Raw genomic sequence first — 16,163 nt, 5'->3', positions numbered from 1 at the left:
AAGCTTTAGCTTGCGCGCAGCTTTTCTGAGTCACAGCGGCAACCTGAAGGTTGAACTCTGAACCCGGAACCCTGAACCCGGAACTTTATTCGTATCTAAGCGCAACCATCGGATCCACCCTCGTGGCCCGGCGAGCCGGTATGAAACAGGCCGCCAGAGCCACTCCTGTCAGCAGCAGCGAAATGGCGGCGAAGGTGACCGGGTCGGTCGCGCTCACTCCGAACAACAAGCTCGACATCAATCGCGTCAACACGAGCGCTCCAGCTACGCCGAAGGCTACGCCCGCCAGCGCGAGAGTCATCCCCTGTCTGACTACCAGACCGAGCACGTTGCGCTGCCCGGCGCCCAGAGCCATCCGAATTCCGATTTCGTGAGTGCGCTGAGTGACTGAGTAAGACATCACGCCGTAGATTCCAACTGACGCCAGTATCAGGGCTATCGCCGAGAAGGCCACGAACAGCACCATATTGAGCTGACGCTCTGCCAACGAAGTCGTGACGAGCTGATCCATGCTCTTCACGTCGTATACCGGCTGCTCCGGATCGAGAGAAAGCACCTCGCTGCGCACCGCGCTCGCAAGGCTGAGCGGATCGGTTGTCGTCTTGATCGCGAGATACATCCGGTTCGACGGACGCTGAAGGTACGGAAAGTATGCTTGCTCGCGGCCCTCTTGCCCGAGCCCAAACTGTTTGACTTGATCGATTCCGTAGTGTCTGACGTGCGCGACTACTCCCACGATCTGACCCCATTGGATGTCTTTGCCGTCGTTGAAGCGCGCGACGAAGCGCTTCCCGACGGCGCTGCCGTGAGGCCAGAAGCGCCGCTCGAAGGTTTCATCGACTACCGCGACTGGCGGGGCCGTCTCGTTATCGGCATCCGTGAACAATCGTCCCTCTTTCAAAGCGATGCCCAACGCCCGGAAGTAGTCAGGGGAAACACTGCGACGATCGGCTTCAATGTATGCGCTGCCTTGAAAGGACTTTAAACCTTCCTGGGCCTCAGCGTTTTCGACCGCCGTCGTCCCTGAAGAGTACGAACCGCTCAGTGGCAGATGCGAGATGGCCCCGGCTGTCTCGACACCGGGCAGCGCTTTTATCTTATCCAGCAGTTGATGGTAGAAGGCAGCGACCTTCGCATCCTCCTTGTACTTGGTTGAAGGAACCGACAGCCGCATCGTCAGAACGTTTTCGGTTCTGAACCCCATGTTGAGTTGCAACAGTCGCTGAAAGCTTTTGATCATCAAGCCCGCGCCGACCAACAACACCAGAGCGATCGCGACTTCGGAAATCACCAGCGCGTTGCGCAAGCGATGGCGGCCCTTGCTCGAGCCTCTTCCGCCTTCTTTCAATGAATCCTGCAAGTCGGGTTTTGAGATCTGCAACGCCGGAGCCAGACCGAACACCAGTCCGGTGACCACCGCGATGAGCAAGCTAAAGGCAAACACCCGGCCGTCCAGTCCTATCTCGTCGAGCCGCGGAATCTCCTTCGGACCAAACGCTACGAACAGCCTGACGCCGAAGTAGGCAAGGAGGAGTCCGAACAAGCCACCCATCACGGACAGCAGCACGCTCTCGGTGAGCAACTGTTGAACGAGCCGGCTGCGGCCAGCGCCGAGAGCCGCGCGAATCGCGATTTCCTTCTCGCGTACGGTTGCCCGGGCAAGCAGCAGGTTGGCGACGTTCGCGCAAGCGATCAGCAACACGAACGCAACCGCGCCCAGCAAGATTCGAAGGGCCGGACGTATGTTGCCGACCACCTCATCCAACATCGAAACCGGGTAAAGACCCCAGCCGCTGTCGGAATAACTATTCGGGTATCGCTGTTCGAGGTTGGCGGCGATGTTGGTTAGGTCCGCTTGCGCTTGTGGCAGCGTGACACCGGGCTTCAATCGCGCGACTACCTCGAGCCCGTGACTGCCACGATTGTCAAGTTGTGCTCGATTTATCGCGAGAGGCACCCATAGATCAGCCTTGTCCGGGAACTGAAAGCCCGGCGGCATTATGCCGACGATCGTGTAGCTTTCGCCGCTGAGCCCAATGTTATTGCCGAGCAGCGCCGGGTCTGACCCAAAGCGGTTGCGCCAGAGGCCGTTGCTGACCAGCACCACCTTATCGCGCCCCGGCTGATCCTCATCCTCGAGAAAAGTTCGGCCGGCGGCCGGTTGAACGCCGAGCACGGAAAACAGGCTGGCATTAACGGACGCGCTGTTGACGCGTACCGGCTCGCCGTCGGCAGTGAGGTTGACGCCCCCTGATTGATAAGCCGCGATATTCTCGAAGGACTGATTCTGCTCGAGCAGGTCCAGAAGCTCGGGCTCGGAGATCCAGTTCTTCGGAATGCCAACCTTGTCGAACTTGCCCCATATTCTCACGAGGCCTTCGGGATCTTTGAAGGGAAGCGGCCTGAGCAGCACGGCGTTGACTACGCTGAAGATCGCGCAGTTGGCGCCGATCCCCAGGGCGAGCGCAATCACGGCGACTGCGGTGAACCCCGGGCTCTTGCGCAGCATGCGAATGCTGTAGCGCGCATCGTGTAACAAGTTTTCCATAGCAACTCCAGTGTTCGGGTTCAGGGTTCAGGGTTCAGGGTTGCCTGTGTCGGATGTCGTGGTTCTTCGCTGCAAGCCTCGAATGCGGGACTCCGACCCTCAAGCCTAACCCTGAACTCGGAACCCTGAACCCTGAACCTGGAACCCTGAACCCTGAACTCGGAACCCTGAACCCCGAATCCCGAACCCGGAACGGGTTGATCAGTGCATCGCTAATACTTTCTCTTTCGCTTCGCCTTCTTGAATGACGCGACCGTCGAAGAGGTGCACGCTTCGATCCGCGTGCGCGGCATATCGCTGATCGTGAGTGACCATGCAGATCGTCGCGCCTTGTTGATGCAGCTCGCGAAGCAGGTCCATCACCGCTTCGCCGTTAGTCGAATCGAGGTTGCCTGTCGGCTCGTCGGCGAGCAGGATGAGCGGATCTCCGGCCACCGCGCGCGCGACTGCGATGCGTTGCTGCTGACCGCCTGACAACTGGCTGGGAAGATGCTTGCCTCGGTGAGCCATGCCGACTCGTTCGAGGGCTTCAACTACGCGCTTCTTGCGCTCGATCGCCTTCAAGCCGCGATAGGTCAGAGGCAACTCGACGTTTTCAAACACCGTGAGGTCGCCTATCAGATTGAAGCTTTGAAAAATGAACCCGACTTCGCGATTGCGAATGCGCGCGCGCTCGGAGAGCGTCAGGTCGGCGACGGGCTTGCCCGCGAGCAAGTAGTTGCCGTCCGAGGGCGTGTCCAGCAAACCAAGGATTGAGAGCAGCGTCGATTTGCCGCAACCTGAGGGCCCGCCAATCGAGATGTACTCGCCCCTGTTGATTTCGAGGTGTATGCCCGAAAGCGCGTGAGTCTCGACCTCGTCGGTGAGAAACACCTTGGTCACTCCTTCGAGTCGAAGAAGCGGTTGATCGGATGAACTCATCTTTCTCTTTCCTCCGAGTTTGTTAGGGGCAAAGCATTCCAATGATCCGGTGTTGAGGACCCGATGATTTGCTCTGTCGCGTTGCCAAGATATACAGCCTTCGATGGGATAACGTTCCCGGAATCGAGCCGGGTGCAGACGAGATGAGCCGCGCGTCGTGGACGCTGAACAGACTCAGGGCACAACGGTGAGTGGCGGGGACGGGAAAAAGGTTTCAAGTAGACTTTGGTCAGATCCACCGACTTCCGTTGAGGTATTTACGAGAGCCTATCGTTGCATACAATCTCCGGAAGTGGGGGGCATTGGTGGTCGCAAGCTCTATCCCTCGATCCCCAGCCCGGATCATAGTTGGAGAATCGTTATCCAAGTTAGGCACGTAGGCAACGGAGTTACTTGACGGGTATGCATAACGTGCATACAGTTGGATTGTGCGCTTCCAGTTCGACCCTGCAAAAGCCGCAAGCAATTTGAAGAAGCACAGGGTTTCGTTCGCCGACGCGGAAGGTCTCTTCTATGATCCGCTTGCGATACATCTCCTTGATCACGATTCCCAGGACGAAGAGCGCTTCGTCGCGGTCGGTACGGGTAGCGCGGGACAAGTCTTAGTCGTTTATGCGTTTCGTGGTGAGGAGATCCGGCTTATCTCGGCTCGCCACGCAACGCCACACGAGGTGACAGAATATGAAGGCTGAATACGACTTTTCGAAGGGCAAGCGAGGACCGCTAATCGCCCAGACGGGCAAGACGCGCATAACTATTTATATCGATAACGCGGTGCTCGACGAGTTCCGCGCCCGTGCGGAGCAAGCGGGCACCGGTTATCAAACAATGATGAATAAGGCGCTCAAGGCCTACTTGGAAAAGAGTGAGCCTCCGGTGACGGAGACGGTGTTGCGCCAGATAATCCGAGAGGAGCTACCGGCGGTCTCGCGGTTAACTACACGCTCAACCGCGCGCGACAAAAAACGCCGCTCCGGTTAGCTTATGCGTTGGGCTGGGCTCTTTATCATCACAAAGCAGCCACTTACCGTCGATTCGCCAATTCCCCACGCGCCTTGCAAGCAGTGCCCGCCTGGTGTTACAAAACGTCGGTACTTATTAACAACTACCGACGATTCGTAACTTGAACATGAGCGCGCAGCCTCAAACAAAGAAACTCCTCGACCTGGTTCGCAAGGCGGGCGTCCTTCGGTCCCACGAGCTTGAGAGTCACGGAATCCCGCGTGTGTATCTGAAGCGCCTCGTAGACGCCGGACAGCTTCAGCGCATAGGTCGCGGACTCTACGCCCTTGCAGACGCGGACCTGGGAGAGAAACACAACCTCGCGCAGGCCGGCAAACGCGTTCCGCACGGCGTTATCTGTCTTCTGTCGGCGCTTCGGTTCCACGGGCTCACGACCCAGAACCCGTTTGAAGTCTGGATTGCGATTGACCAAAAAGCCCGGCGACCCGCCGTGTCCTATCCACCGCTGCGAATCATCCATCTGTCGGGCAAAGCATTCAGCAGTGGGATCGAGGCTCATCGCATCGAAGGTATCAATGTGCGCGTCTACAGCGCAGCCAAGAGCGTCGCCGACTGTTTCAAGTTCCGAAACAAGATAGGCACCGATGTAGCGCTGGAAGCACTGCGCGACTACCGGCGGAAATATCGCTCAGGCATGGATGAACTGTTGCGCTACGCGAAGCTTGCCCGCGTGACGCGAGTGATGCAGCCATATCTGGAGTCTCTCGGATGAGTCCCGCCAAACCAAAGAACCTCGCTGCGTCAGTCAGGCAAAGGCTGGTAAATCTCTCTCAGCAGCGGGGGGAAGAGTTTCAATTCATTCTGAGCGAGTACGCGATCGAGAGATTGCTCTACCGCATCAGTCGTTCAAAGCACAGTGAGCGGTTCGTGCTGAAGGGAGCAAAGCTTTTCAACCTTTGGGCAGCCCATCCTCATCGAGCAACGTGGGATTTGGACTTGCTCAGCAAGGGAGAGGACTCGGTTGAGAAGCTTGGCCAGACCTTCCGCGAGATTTGCGAGACGCCGGTCGAGGACGATGGTCTGATCTTCGATCCAGCTTCGATTCGAGGTGAAGAGATTCGAGCTGCCGAGGAGTATCAGGGCGTTCGCCTCAAAATGATTGCGCGCCTGGCACGCGCTCGGATTCCGGTTCAGGTGGACATCGGATTTGGCGATGTGGTAACACCTGCACCCGCGATTCATGTCTATCCTACACTGCTGGCTTTCCCGGCGCCGGAGATCCTGACATATTCCCGCGAGACTGTCGTGGCTGAGAAACTGGAAGCGATGCTGAGCCTTGGTGCGATCAACAGCCGCATCAAGGATTTCTTCGACATCCGTGAATTGGCTCTCATGTTTGAGTTCGATGGCACTGTGCTTACCCGCGCCGTCAAAGAGACATTTCGCCGGCGGCGTACTGAGATTCCCAAAGAGACGCCTATAGCTCTGAGCGAAGAGTTCATAGATCAACCAGGACGTCAGGCGCAATGGAAAGCGTTTGTGCGCAAGGGTCGCCTTTCACGCGAGACGGACACACTCGATGTTGTGATTCCAAGACTGCGAGAGTTCCTGGCGCCGGTGCTGGCCGCTGCTGCGGAGAACAAGGAGCTCGAAGCGATCTGGAAGCCGGGCGGTCCGTGGCAGTCATCCCGCAAGAAGGTGTGATGGTCAATCAGGTCGGCGGCAGTCGTGTGACGTGCACTTTGCAGCGTCCTCACTGGAATCAATAGGTGCGGAAATGTCAACGATCTCAGCCTGACCGCTCGTTGTCTTTTCGAAGAACGAGTGACCTCGACCCGAACCAACCGCTCTCTGTGTACCGCGCTAATGTGTTCGTTGTGCTGTTCGCAGCCATTTGTCCCAGCGACGCTGAAGTTCACGGTAGGCCTCTGTTAGGGTTTCTTGGTACCTCTTCTTTTCCTGTCTTTCTGCATCGAGAATATCTACTTCAACGTTTGTCACCTCGTTCTTCGTGCAGTTAATTCTGATAAGTTTTTTCTCAAGCGCTCCATCAAGAAGGCCGACAACCGTTTCCACTTGATTGCAGAGCTTTGTTAGAGCGCATAACTGGGCGACTGGAGAATAGGCAAAGGGAAGGGGCCTTTCTCCAAGAAAGGAATAAACGTTGATGTCCTCAATCACAGGGCGAACTTGCTCGCGGAATTTCTTCCAGCGGTCACTATGTGGGCAGATCAAAGAGGGCCACGGGCCATTACGCTTAAAATCACCATTGACTCCGAAGCCCTGAACAAACTCGTCAACGATGACCCCTAGCGAGTATCGGTACTGATTCCTCAGGGTACTGACGCTGTCGATATGTTTTTCGCGGTTTAGGGCAAGTTTTTGAGTAGCCTCAACCGCTTGAGCTACTCGATAGCCTGCTGTCGATGATATGAATTGCCAGTATGAGATAACCATTGCGACAACAATGCTCACCATACCGCCAAGGAGTACGCCGGCAAATAGGAGGAGGAGGGTCATACGAGAATTGCGCGCGGCAACTGTAGTTCTCCAAGTCAATGAAATTGACCGTCACGTATGAGTCGGCGGTCACCTTCAGTTGTGTCGTAAGCCAAGCCTCTTAAACTCCGCAGCAAACATGCGTTGGTTGACCAGAATGTCCAACGCAAACGTCATATTGGACAAGCCGCGATACTTATATAGCACTTCTGCTCTCCTTGACGCCTAAGAGTTAGTAATTCAACGGCGAGAGAAGAGAGGCCGCTGATGGGTGCGTTCTTAGGCGTAGTAGCAACCGCGTAAAAACTACTGTAAGTTCCAAATGGCAAACATAAGCAGGTATACAATTGAAAGCAGGAATAGCATTGGCTGTAAGGTTATAAGGCTAAAGAGCAGTCTCTCCATAGTCTGGGACGTTGCGAGCGAACCTTTGAGTCTGTCGCCATCCTGCTTATTCATCTTGCCTTCTTCGTCTAGCGATGCCTCAACTTCTTTTATCACACAATGATAGTGCGTACGATAAATGTAAAGACCTATGCCTAGAAGTGCACCTGTGAGAAGGGTCAGCGCGAACCCAACCCAAGAAACTACCAAGTAATACTGCTTGATCATCGGCTTATTGGACCAGATCTGAAGTATCGAAAACGTCAAGACAACTGCGGCGGAGGACAAGGTGATGAATGTTGTGTTTGAACGGTCTATATCAGGCAGAACTTTTTCGCGTATTTTCAACGAGAGTTTGCTTTGAAGCCGTGCGAGATGACGAAATAGAATACGCCAGAGGGCGAGCCAAACGAGGCTGACTAGAAAAAAAGGAATCAATTCCAATAAAACCCTGGTCATAGCTGATTCACTCCATCTTCTGTCAAACGCTAAATCAAGCCCTGCACCCAAAATCGCGGGCCGATTATATGGGCATTCAAGCGCGCTTACAACGCGTTTGGGATCGTAGAGGTTTCAACGAGATTGACGTTTCCTTCCATACGGCCGAGACGCTCCATGAGCTACAGGAGAGCGAGGGCGGGCCTCGACTAAACAGTTCGACTTCGCGAGCAACACGCTTTGACAATGCTTCTTAGGCTACTTCTTCACCACTGTGATCTTGAGCTCTGACGGATCCTCATCGGGGTTGTCAGCTTCATCGGACTGTTGTGAAGCTCAGCGTGGCGCGGTCGCACACCGGTCTGCACTGCAACCTTTCAGGAGGACTCCAGTGGCACCACCTGGCCGTTGCGGAAGCGCGCCTCATCGCAATCAGCTTGAATCGCCAGCAGAAAACGAGAGGCGGGAGAGCCTGCCGAGGGGCTATACGTGATCGTTAGGCTCTCACGCGCCCGTGTCATCGCCACATAGAGTCGCGCCGCTTCTAGTGGGATCTCCCCTTCGGCGAGATCCGCCTTGGGCAACACGCCCTCAACGAGGCCCATGATAAAGACGGCTCCGAACTCGTGGCCCTTCGCTGATTCGATCGTGCTCACCTTGACTCGGTCGCTCTCATAGTAGGCATCCTGATGTAGATCGGTGTGCTCCACACCTAGACGCGAAAGCGCTTCCTTCACTGATTCGCGAGTTCTCTTATTCGCTCCGACGATGCAGATCTGGCCAGCCTTGTGTCCCATCGCCATGAGAGATAGAACCCTTGTGGCGATCGCGGATGCCTCCTCGGTCAGTGACGAGCAGCGCACGATGATGGGTCGTGATCCGTGCCGTTTGGCGAGCTCCGGCGCGGATGGCCTAGCGATGTCGTCTTCATCAACGTCAGCGAACTCGTATTCCGACACGAGACCGAAAGCGGCCTTCAGGATCTCATGTGTGTTCCGGTAGTTCTTTCGGAGACTGAAACTGCGGCCTTTGACGTCGATGCCGAGGCGACGAAAGGTGAAGCCTCTCTTGTAGATCGTCTGCGCACCATCTCCGGCCAAGAAAAGGCCGTTCTCTGCTGTGGCGACCGCTTGACCCGTCGTGGTCGGCAAACTGGCGATCAGTGCCATTTCAAGCTGTGAGAGATCCTGGACTTCATCGCAGAGGACGCATCGCACCTTGTGGAAGTCTCGCCTTGGTCCGTCGAGCGCTTTCAGGGCTTCGGCAACGATGCCCTCGTGGTCAAACAAGGCCTCGGCAGCGAGCTGGTCCTCGTAGAACCGGATGCCGGCAAGGATGACACGTCGGGCGGTCTCATTGAGCGGAAGACCTCTACCGCGCCGCTGAAATGACTGCGCGTCGAGATACTGGTCGAATTCTGTGCTCCATAGTCGCCCCCGTACATACGGTATTTCATCGCGCAAAAACCCCAACAGTGCACCCCGCTCCATCGAATGCAACGGCGTTCGAGCCACGTCGGAGTGCGCACGGACACGGTCGACTACCTCAGAGACCAAACGTTCCTGACGTTCAGGACTAATCAAGGAGAACCACGTGATATATCGTGGATTAAGCTCCTGGACGACCTGCCTCGCCAAGCGGCTCATCGTTGTCGTTTGGATGAGGCTACTCTCAACGCCGCAGAGATCATCCGTAAGATGGTCGAGTAACTTCCGCATACTCCCCGCAAGAGTCACGAGGAGAATGGGCTCATTGTATTTCTTGGCGAGATAGCGTGCGCGGTGAACCAAGACCGATGTCTTCCCGCTTCCAGACACGCCTCGCAGCCGAGCGGGCCCTCGGAAATCCCTCTCTGCCACCTTCTTCTGCTCTGGATGCAGGAACAGCATCCAGTCCGCCATCGAGTGGTCTGCGAAAAAGTGGCTGAACTCGTCCGGGTCGTCGAAGGTGATGAAGGACTCGCTGTTCTCGATAGCGAGCATCGACGGTGCGACTTCGGATGGGGGAACCACTATAGCGTCGTCGCTCGCGACGCTGATACGTCGATGGAGTTCTGACCACTCGCGAGCGTGGGCATGCCAGAGTAGGTCGAAGACTAGGCAAGCCTTCTCCGCGCCAGCGAGCTCGTCAAGCCGAGTCAGGATACCCTCAGCGTCTCGCTCATAGTCGCTTCCAGAGACGGTCCAAGCGAGGTGCTGCGCCTCTAGCGGCAGGTTCAGTCGCTCCCGCTCATCGGGGGACAAGAAGCGCAGCAGTGGGAGCCCCAAGAGGTCCTCCGGCGACTCGAGGTCGATGCGATCCGCCGGGACATGTCGCTCCTCCGTGACTTCGGTCACCTGGACGAACTCGAGCGTGCCATCGGTCCTGCTCTTCACCCACTGGTAGTTCCGGTGGGAGTCCAGCCACCGATCAGTGTCATCGTGGGACCCGCAAAAGAGGAAGGCTCGGATCTTGGCCGCGCCATCGACGAGCTGAACGACCAGGCGATGGCCGTCGGACAGGTCGTACTTCTCGACGTTAGAGATCCGCGTCTCGCCGTGCTTAGTGCGGGGCAGCGACCGAATTTCGCCGTTCATACCCGCCTCAGTGCACGCCGCTCGGACAGCTTGCACAATCTTCTTGTGGCCTTGGCTCAGGAGATCCCGAAGACATCTGTTGAACGGCTTTGTATAGATGACCGTGAATGCCATAGTGCTAGGTCTCCTCCGGGTACTCTTGATGAGGGGTGGGTAAACTTGATTCTATTGCGATTCAGTCAAAGCCGAGTGTCAACAATATCAAGCTCAGTAGTTGCACCGCAATCGAACCTACGGCTACGAGCTATGCATTCAGGGCCGTAGCAGTCTACGTCTTAACCACCGTGAACTTGAGTCTCTGACGTGATACTGCTTGCAATGATGCACGGCGTTGTGCGCTATCACCCGTTTCGATTCGTCGTAGTTCTTTCCGCCCGTGTTCAGGTTTCGATCGAAGCGCGGGCGGTTGCTGCTCGACAGCTCAAGTCGAATACCGCAGGCGAATCCGATGGCTCGCCTCGAAGTACTTACTCCTATTCGTCGGCTGAAGAGTCACCTTGTAGACCATCCCGCCTCCATCCGCACCGGAGCTTCAATATGGCGCTCGAACGTCGAGGTCGGGAATGTGTTGGAAGTGGGACATGTTGCGCGTCGCAAGCACCAAACCTTTGCGGACTGCCGTTGCCGCGATCAAAGCATCAGGTAGCGCTGTCCCGCAATCGCGAGCTATCTCGCCTCCAAGCTTCGCGACAACCCCATCGACGTATGCGATTCGAAACAGGTTGAGAAGACGGCTGACGTTTGCGGCCTGCTTCGCCTGTCGTGTTCTTTGGCCAGCGTAGACCTCGGCGACAGTGACCGCTGAAATCCATAACGTTCCGGCACCGCGAGCTTGTCGCAAGAATGTAGTTGCTTTGCTGACACCGCGAAGATGATCGATCAGAATGTTGGTGTCGACTAACCAGTCCATCAGCGTCGCCGCTTCCATTGCTCACGCAAGGCATTCTCATAGACGATGCCATCGGCCTCGCCTTTCCATATGCCGGCTGTCTCGCGCAACACTCGTGCTGCGTCAGGCGTCTCCGGGATTCGCGACAGTAAGAAATCAACGAAGTCGGCTATTTCGTGCTGATGCTCGTCCGGCAGTCTCTTCAGTTTTTCAGTCAGGTTGTCCGTGTTCTCCATACCTGTTCTCTTATTCGAAGCGGTAACGTGCAGATTATGCGCGCCATCACCACACGCATCAAGTCGCGGTTAGGCTACGTCTACACCGCCGTGATCTTTAGCTCCAACGGATTCTGTTTGGAGTTCCGCCGCAGTCTACAAACAATGCTTTCGTCGTAGGCTACTCCTTCGCCTCACTTCACCACGGCTGAGGGAATATTAGGACTCTTTGGATTCACCGTAATGGTTTGCCCCGAGCGAGAGATAACCAGGTCCATGTCTTCCATCGGAACGGCACCCATTAGCACGGACTCCCCGATCACCAGAGCGCCTGTGAAGCACGTGCGATTCGCAAACTTGATCTGAACCGGCCCAACGTATGGAACCACATGAGAACGTTCGTCCGCTGTAGTGACTTCCCGCTTCTCGATTTCCTGTAGCTGCAACTGGATCGCGACGTGCTCCGGAATGCAGAGCGTCATAGCGCCTGTGTCCACCAGCGCCCTGACCGCCATAGATTTGAGTGAGCCATTCCTTGCATTGGCCAATTCTATGTCTGCATAGATCAAACCCATTAGCTACCTCCGCGTATCATTCCTCTGAGAAGGACTACAAGAACGCCAAGATCAGCGGCAAGAAGTTAATGAAAATCTTGGCCCTTGGCGGCTTCGCGGTTTTCCCGTCCAGCAACATACGGGTTGGACCGTACTCCGGACGGGGCTGCTTCACACAACTCAGGATGATGAACTAAGATGCTGGCTTATTCCATCGTCCCGGATTCAAAGCCGGTTGAACCACTAATGACAACAGAACCGATTGAAGATGCTCTTACTTTCCGCGCTGCATTTTTTGATGAGCGGCACGAAACTGCGTTTCGACTCTTCAATGGTTTCACCGAAGGCAATCCCGACCTTGTGATAGACCTTTACGCCAGGACGCTCGTCATCCATAACTACGCCGATAACCCTGAGCAGGGGTTTGCCTCGGTGCGCGCCGCTCAGCGGTTGCTGCCGGCGCGATTGCCCTGGATCCAGGCGGTTGTGGTGAAGACGCGCAACAGCCAGGACCCCCAGCAAAAGCGCGGCAGCGTTGTCTACGGAGAGACAGCGGATCGGAAGATACTCGAGAACGGCATCTGGTACGCAATTGATCCGATGATCAATCGTGATGCAAGCTTGTATCTGGATACGCGCAACGTTCGGCTTTGGGCTAGCCGACGTCTCAAAGATAAATCCGTACTCAACACATTTGCTTATACCGGTAGTCTGGGCGTTGCAGCACAGGCGGGCGGGGCTGCGCGAGTAGTCCATTTGGAATTGAATCGCAGGTTTTTGAACGTCGCAAAGACTTCCTACACGCTGAACGGTTTTCCAATCAACAAAAGCGATTTTCAGGCTGGAGATTTCTGGCCGCAGATCAATCGTCTCAAGGCCGCGGAGGAGCGCTTCGATTGCGTCTTTCTGGACCCACCAATTTATTCCGCAACCGCCAAGGGCGTCGTAGACCTGGCGCAGAGCTACACACGACTGATTAACAAGGTGCGTCCCTTAATCAAGCACGACGGATATCTGGTAGCGATCAACAACGCGCTCTTCTTCTCGGGCGCGGCGTACCTAAAGGAAATCGAATCGGTGTGCGCCGATGGATACTTAACCCTTGAAGAGCTGATTCCTGTTCCGGCAGATCTTATAGGCGAACCACAGGCGCCACGCGTTGCGTCAGTAACCGATCCAGCGCCGTTCAATCACTCAACAAAAATCGTCGTGCTTAAGGTTCGCCGCAAAGGCTGACGAAGCAATTGCAGTTGTAGTCGCTCTTCAACGCGGCGTTGTTGGTGAGCCGCACATGATTTGAAACGCTCGTGCTCTGCGGCGCGTTAATCCAAGACCAAGCAGACTGATAAGATAACGAGAATCAATTGCGAGAGGCGGTTCAAACTGAAACCTTTCAGTCGCGTACGCCACTAACTGGTTGAACTTAGGTGAAGCCGATATGATGGAGGCCATCAGCCTGGTGGGCCAGTCGAGCGGACGCGCCGGGATCTTGATGAACAGTTCGGAAGAACTCATAGCGCGCGCCCGTGGCGGCGACGACGAGGCTTTTCGTCTGATCTTCGGCCGCTATGGGAGACCTATCATCAGCTTCATTTATGATATGGTCGGCCGCCGCGATCTGGCCGAAGAGCTGACGCAGGAGACTTTTGTGCGCGCGTACAAGAATCTCAGAGCGCTTAGGGACGACTCGAAACTCTCGACCTGGCTGTTCGGAATTGCCAAGAACGTTGCGCGCGAATCCCTGCGCTACAAACATAGAGAGACGGACAAGGTAGGAATCGACGACGATCGAGTTATCGAGCTGAGCGACGGGAAGCTGCCGCCCGACCGCCAGTTGTTGGACAAGGAGCTGAACGGCGTCATCCAAACCGCGCTGGGAGCGTTGGACGAAGACAAGCGGCTGGTCTTCACCTTGAAAATATTTCAGCAGCGAAGTTATGAAGAGATCGCGGAGATCACCGGGTCTTCGATTCCAAAGCTGAAGACCGATCTGCACCGCGCGAGGGCCGAGATGCGACGCCGCATCCGGCCTTATCTGGGAGCTGGCTATGAAGTGTGAACAGATTCAAACACTGATCGAAGACTGCGTCGACGGCGCGCTCGATCACAAAGCCGCGGCGGTTGTGAATTCGCATAGGGCGAGTTGCGCTACGTGTGAGAGCTTCTATCAGGAACTGAGCCGCGAGCAGGAGATCTACGCTCGCTACAATCGCGACGTCGAAGTGACGCCTGCGTTGTGGGCGTCGATCGAGACCCGGATCAAACAGGAGCGGGCGTCACGGCCCGCGGGATTTGCTTCGCGATTGCGTGAACAGTTGACCGGCATGTTCGGTGCGCCGCGCTTGAGCCCTGCGTTCGCCGCCGCGCTTGTGCTAGTCGCGATCGCTCTGACGGTGGGTGTTATGAGCTACTTGAATGCGCGCGGCCGCGAGACGATAGTCGCCGGCGGCAACAGCAACACTTCGATTCAGCCCGCTGACGATAAGAATGAGGATAAGAAAGCCGTTCCCCCCGCATCGGCGCCTGACTCGGCGAAGGATCAAGGAACACTGGGGAGTAACCGCGCCGAGGGGACTGGTCGAGCGGTGACTCCGCCCAGAGGAATTAAGACTGCTGCTCCTCAGAAGCACGTCGTGTCGAATGCGGCATTGACTCCTGCTCAACTCGTACGGGAAGCCGAACAGAAGTATCTTACGGCGATCGCGATGCTTTCTCGCGACGTGAATCGGCAGCGCACGCAACTTGATCCGACTTTGCTTGCTCGATTCGATGCCTCGCTCTCCGAGATCGACCGAACGATAAAAGAGACAAGGCGTGTGGTGCGCGAGAATCCCGGAGACCCGATCGCCTTGCAGTATCTGCTGGCGGCTTATTCGAAGAAGGTTGAAGTGCTGAGAGGAATGACGACCGATTGAGAATGAACGCTGACGGGTTTAGATTAAATATGGTTTCCAGTGTTGTTTGATGAATGTGCTTAAGACAATTCCATGTGCAAGAGAACGCTAACATCTTTCTTATTGTTGATGCTCATCCTCGGCGTGCCCGCGGCGCTTGGACAAGTGACACCCTCGGTTGCGCCACAGTTTGCGCAGACGCCGAAGCCTCCAAACCCGCCTAAGACGGTAAAGCCGGAAAAGGCTCCTGCAGCCACTCCTGCGCCACGCGACGAAGCGGGCGAGCCGATCCAGGTTGCGCCGGTCAACGTGAAGCTTGCGCGCGGGGGCAAGGTTGCGATCAGCAGCAGGTCGGGCCGGATTGCCGTCAGCGGTTGGGACCGCGATGTCGTTCAAGCAACGGCGACCGGGGATAACGGGCCGGTGCCAATTGAGACCCAGACGACCGGCGATCAGTCTCATCCGCGACTATTGTTGATAGTGCCGTCAGGTTTAGCTCGTCGAATTTCCAGAGACGCCAGGCTTGATGTGAAAGTTCCGCGCTACGCCGATCTGGAAACGCTCGAGGGCTACCGAGGCGACATAGAAGTTTCGGACGTTGACGGCGCCACGCTCATCGGCGCGGGCAACGGCGACGTCACGATCTCGCGCGTCGGTTCGCTCAAGGTGAGTCGGCGTAGCGGAGATGTCAGGGTGAGGGAAGTAAAGGGCGACCTCACCGCGCGCAGCTTCAACGGCGACGTGGTCGTAGAAGGCGTGACCGGTATGGTTGACATAGCTGCTACCAACGGCGACCTTAGGGTCAACAATGCAGGCGGCGACGTGCGAGCGAACTCAGCCACCGGCGACATTGTGCTTCGCTGCGCCAAAGGACGAGTCGAAGCGGCCAGCGCGAGCGGCTCGATAACGTTGATTGGAGTCGGCGGCGACGCGGAGGCGTCTACGGCAAGCGGCGAGGTGATTTTCAGGGGCGCGATTCGCCCAGGCGGGAATTATCGGCTCAAGTCGCTATCAGGCCAGGTGGTGATGACTATACAACCCGATGTGCCGGGCTTCGCGGCGACTCTCACAACCTACAGCGGCGATATCGATACGGAGTTTCCTCTCAAAGTTGAATCTCCGATTCAAGGCGGACCAATCAACCGCCGGATAATCGGGGTATTCGGAAACGGGCAGGCAAAGCTCTCGCTTGATTCATTCAGCGGAACCGTGAAGATCGCCAAAGGTACCGCCGCGTCGTTAAAAGATTGTAAGTAGCTCGCGCTCGAAACACTCTGAAACC

Annotated in this window: 16 protein-coding genes and 1 pseudogene; 8 read left to right on the top strand and 9 right to left on the bottom strand. The window is 56.3% G+C overall.

Annotation, left to right across the window (positions count from 1 at the left end):
• Positions 1-85: 85 nt before the first annotated feature.
• A complete protein-coding gene (locus AABO57_25200) occupies positions 86-2,548 on the bottom strand; it encodes an ABC transporter permease (GenBank protein MEK6289030.1) in 2,463 nt (820 codons plus the stop codon).
• Between the two features lie 201 nt (positions 2,549-2,749).
• On the bottom strand, positions 2,750-3,469 hold the full coding sequence (locus AABO57_25195; protein ID MEK6289029.1) for an ABC transporter ATP-binding protein: 720 nt from the start codon (positions 3,467-3,469) through the stop codon (positions 2,750-2,752).
• A 428-nt stretch (positions 3,470-3,897) separates the two neighbouring features.
• Here AABO57_25195 and AABO57_25190 point away from each other — a divergent pair, with 428 nt between their 5' ends.
• From AABO57_25190 to AABO57_25175, 4 genes are all read left to right on the top strand, one after another.
• The gene (locus AABO57_25190) at positions 3,898-4,161 is read left to right on the top strand and encodes a BrnT family toxin (protein MEK6289028.1); all 264 of its coding nucleotides are present in this window, start codon (positions 3,898-3,900) and stop codon (positions 4,159-4,161) included.
• Positions 4,151-4,450, top strand: coding sequence for a BrnA antitoxin family protein (locus AABO57_25185; GenBank protein ID MEK6289027.1), 300 nt, complete (start codon positions 4,151-4,153; stop codon positions 4,448-4,450). Before AABO57_25190 ends, AABO57_25185 begins: the two co-directional genes overlap by 11 nt.
• A 148-nt stretch (positions 4,451-4,598) precedes the next feature.
• The gene (locus AABO57_25180) at positions 4,599-5,204 is read left to right on the top strand and encodes a type IV toxin-antitoxin system AbiEi family antitoxin domain-containing protein (protein ID MEK6289026.1); all 606 of its coding nucleotides are present in this window, start codon (positions 4,599-4,601) and stop codon (positions 5,202-5,204) included.
• The gene (locus tag AABO57_25175; GenBank protein MEK6289025.1) at positions 5,201-6,136 is read left to right on the top strand and encodes a nucleotidyl transferase AbiEii/AbiGii toxin family protein; all 936 of its coding nucleotides are present in this window, start codon (positions 5,201-5,203) and stop codon (positions 6,134-6,136) included. Before AABO57_25180 ends, AABO57_25175 begins: the two co-directional genes overlap by 4 nt.
• Positions 6,137-6,295: 159 nt before the next feature.
• Here AABO57_25175 and AABO57_25170 read toward each other — a convergent pair whose 3' ends face one another.
• From AABO57_25170 to AABO57_25140, 7 genes and pseudogenes are all read right to left on the bottom strand, one after another.
• The gene (locus AABO57_25170; protein MEK6289024.1) at positions 6,296-6,952 is read right to left on the bottom strand and encodes a hypothetical protein; all 657 of its coding nucleotides are present in this window, start codon (positions 6,950-6,952) and stop codon (positions 6,296-6,298) included.
• 285 nt (positions 6,953-7,237) lie between these two features.
• Positions 7,238-7,774, bottom strand: a complete 537-nt coding sequence (locus AABO57_25165) for a hypothetical protein (GenBank protein MEK6289023.1) — start codon at positions 7,772-7,774, stop codon at positions 7,238-7,240.
• Positions 7,775-8,130: 356 nt separating this feature from the next.
• The gene (locus AABO57_25160) at positions 8,131-10,443 is read right to left on the bottom strand and encodes a 3'-5' exonuclease (protein ID MEK6289022.1); all 2,313 of its coding nucleotides are present in this window, start codon (positions 10,441-10,443) and stop codon (positions 8,131-8,133) included.
• A gap of 138 nt (positions 10,444-10,581) precedes the next feature.
• Positions 10,582-10,840 (bottom strand): annotated as a pseudogene (locus tag AABO57_25155) (CocE/NonD family hydrolase C-terminal non-catalytic domain-containing protein).
• A gap of 21 nt (positions 10,841-10,861) precedes the next feature.
• Positions 10,862-11,239 carry a type II toxin-antitoxin system VapC family toxin gene (locus AABO57_25150; protein ID MEK6289021.1) on the bottom strand — a complete coding sequence of 126 codons (378 nt, stop codon included), beginning with the start codon at positions 11,237-11,239 and terminating at the stop codon, positions 10,862-10,864.
• Positions 11,239-11,454, bottom strand: coding sequence for a DUF2281 domain-containing protein (locus AABO57_25145; protein MEK6289020.1), 216 nt, complete (start codon positions 11,452-11,454; stop codon positions 11,239-11,241). The genes AABO57_25150 and AABO57_25145 overlap by 1 nt, the downstream gene beginning before the upstream one ends.
• Before the next feature lie 173 nt (positions 11,455-11,627).
• Entirely contained in the window at positions 11,628-12,008 is a 381-nt protein-coding gene (locus AABO57_25140; protein MEK6289019.1) for a clan AA aspartic protease, read from the bottom strand.
• A gap of 225 nt (positions 12,009-12,233) precedes the next feature.
• Between AABO57_25140 and AABO57_25135 the strand changes: the two genes are divergently transcribed.
• From AABO57_25135 to AABO57_25120, 4 genes are all read left to right on the top strand, one after another.
• Positions 12,234-13,223 (top strand): class I SAM-dependent methyltransferase, encoded by a 990-nt coding sequence (locus AABO57_25135; protein MEK6289018.1) that lies wholly within the window; start codon positions 12,234-12,236, stop codon positions 13,221-13,223.
• Positions 13,224-13,425: 202 nt separating this feature from the next.
• The gene (locus tag AABO57_25130; protein MEK6289017.1) at positions 13,426-14,046 is read left to right on the top strand and encodes a sigma-70 family RNA polymerase sigma factor; all 621 of its coding nucleotides are present in this window, start codon (positions 13,426-13,428) and stop codon (positions 14,044-14,046) included.
• Positions 14,036-14,902, top strand: a complete 867-nt coding sequence (locus AABO57_25125) for a hypothetical protein (protein ID MEK6289016.1) — start codon at positions 14,036-14,038, stop codon at positions 14,900-14,902. Before AABO57_25130 ends, AABO57_25125 begins: the two co-directional genes overlap by 11 nt.
• Positions 14,903-14,974: 72 nt before the next feature.
• On the top strand, positions 14,975-16,138 hold the full coding sequence (locus tag AABO57_25120) for a DUF4097 family beta strand repeat-containing protein (protein ID MEK6289015.1): 1,164 nt from the start codon (positions 14,975-14,977) through the stop codon (positions 16,136-16,138).
• Positions 16,139-16,163 lie beyond the last annotated feature (25 nt).

The sequence above is a fragment of the Acidobacteriota bacterium genome (assembly GCA_038040445.1).
Classification (GTDB): Bacteria; Acidobacteriota; Blastocatellia; order UBA7656; family UBA7656; genus Onstottus_A; species Onstottus_A frigus.
Note: the sequence above shows the minus strand (reverse complement) of the source record. Positions and strands in the feature narration are given on the sequence as shown.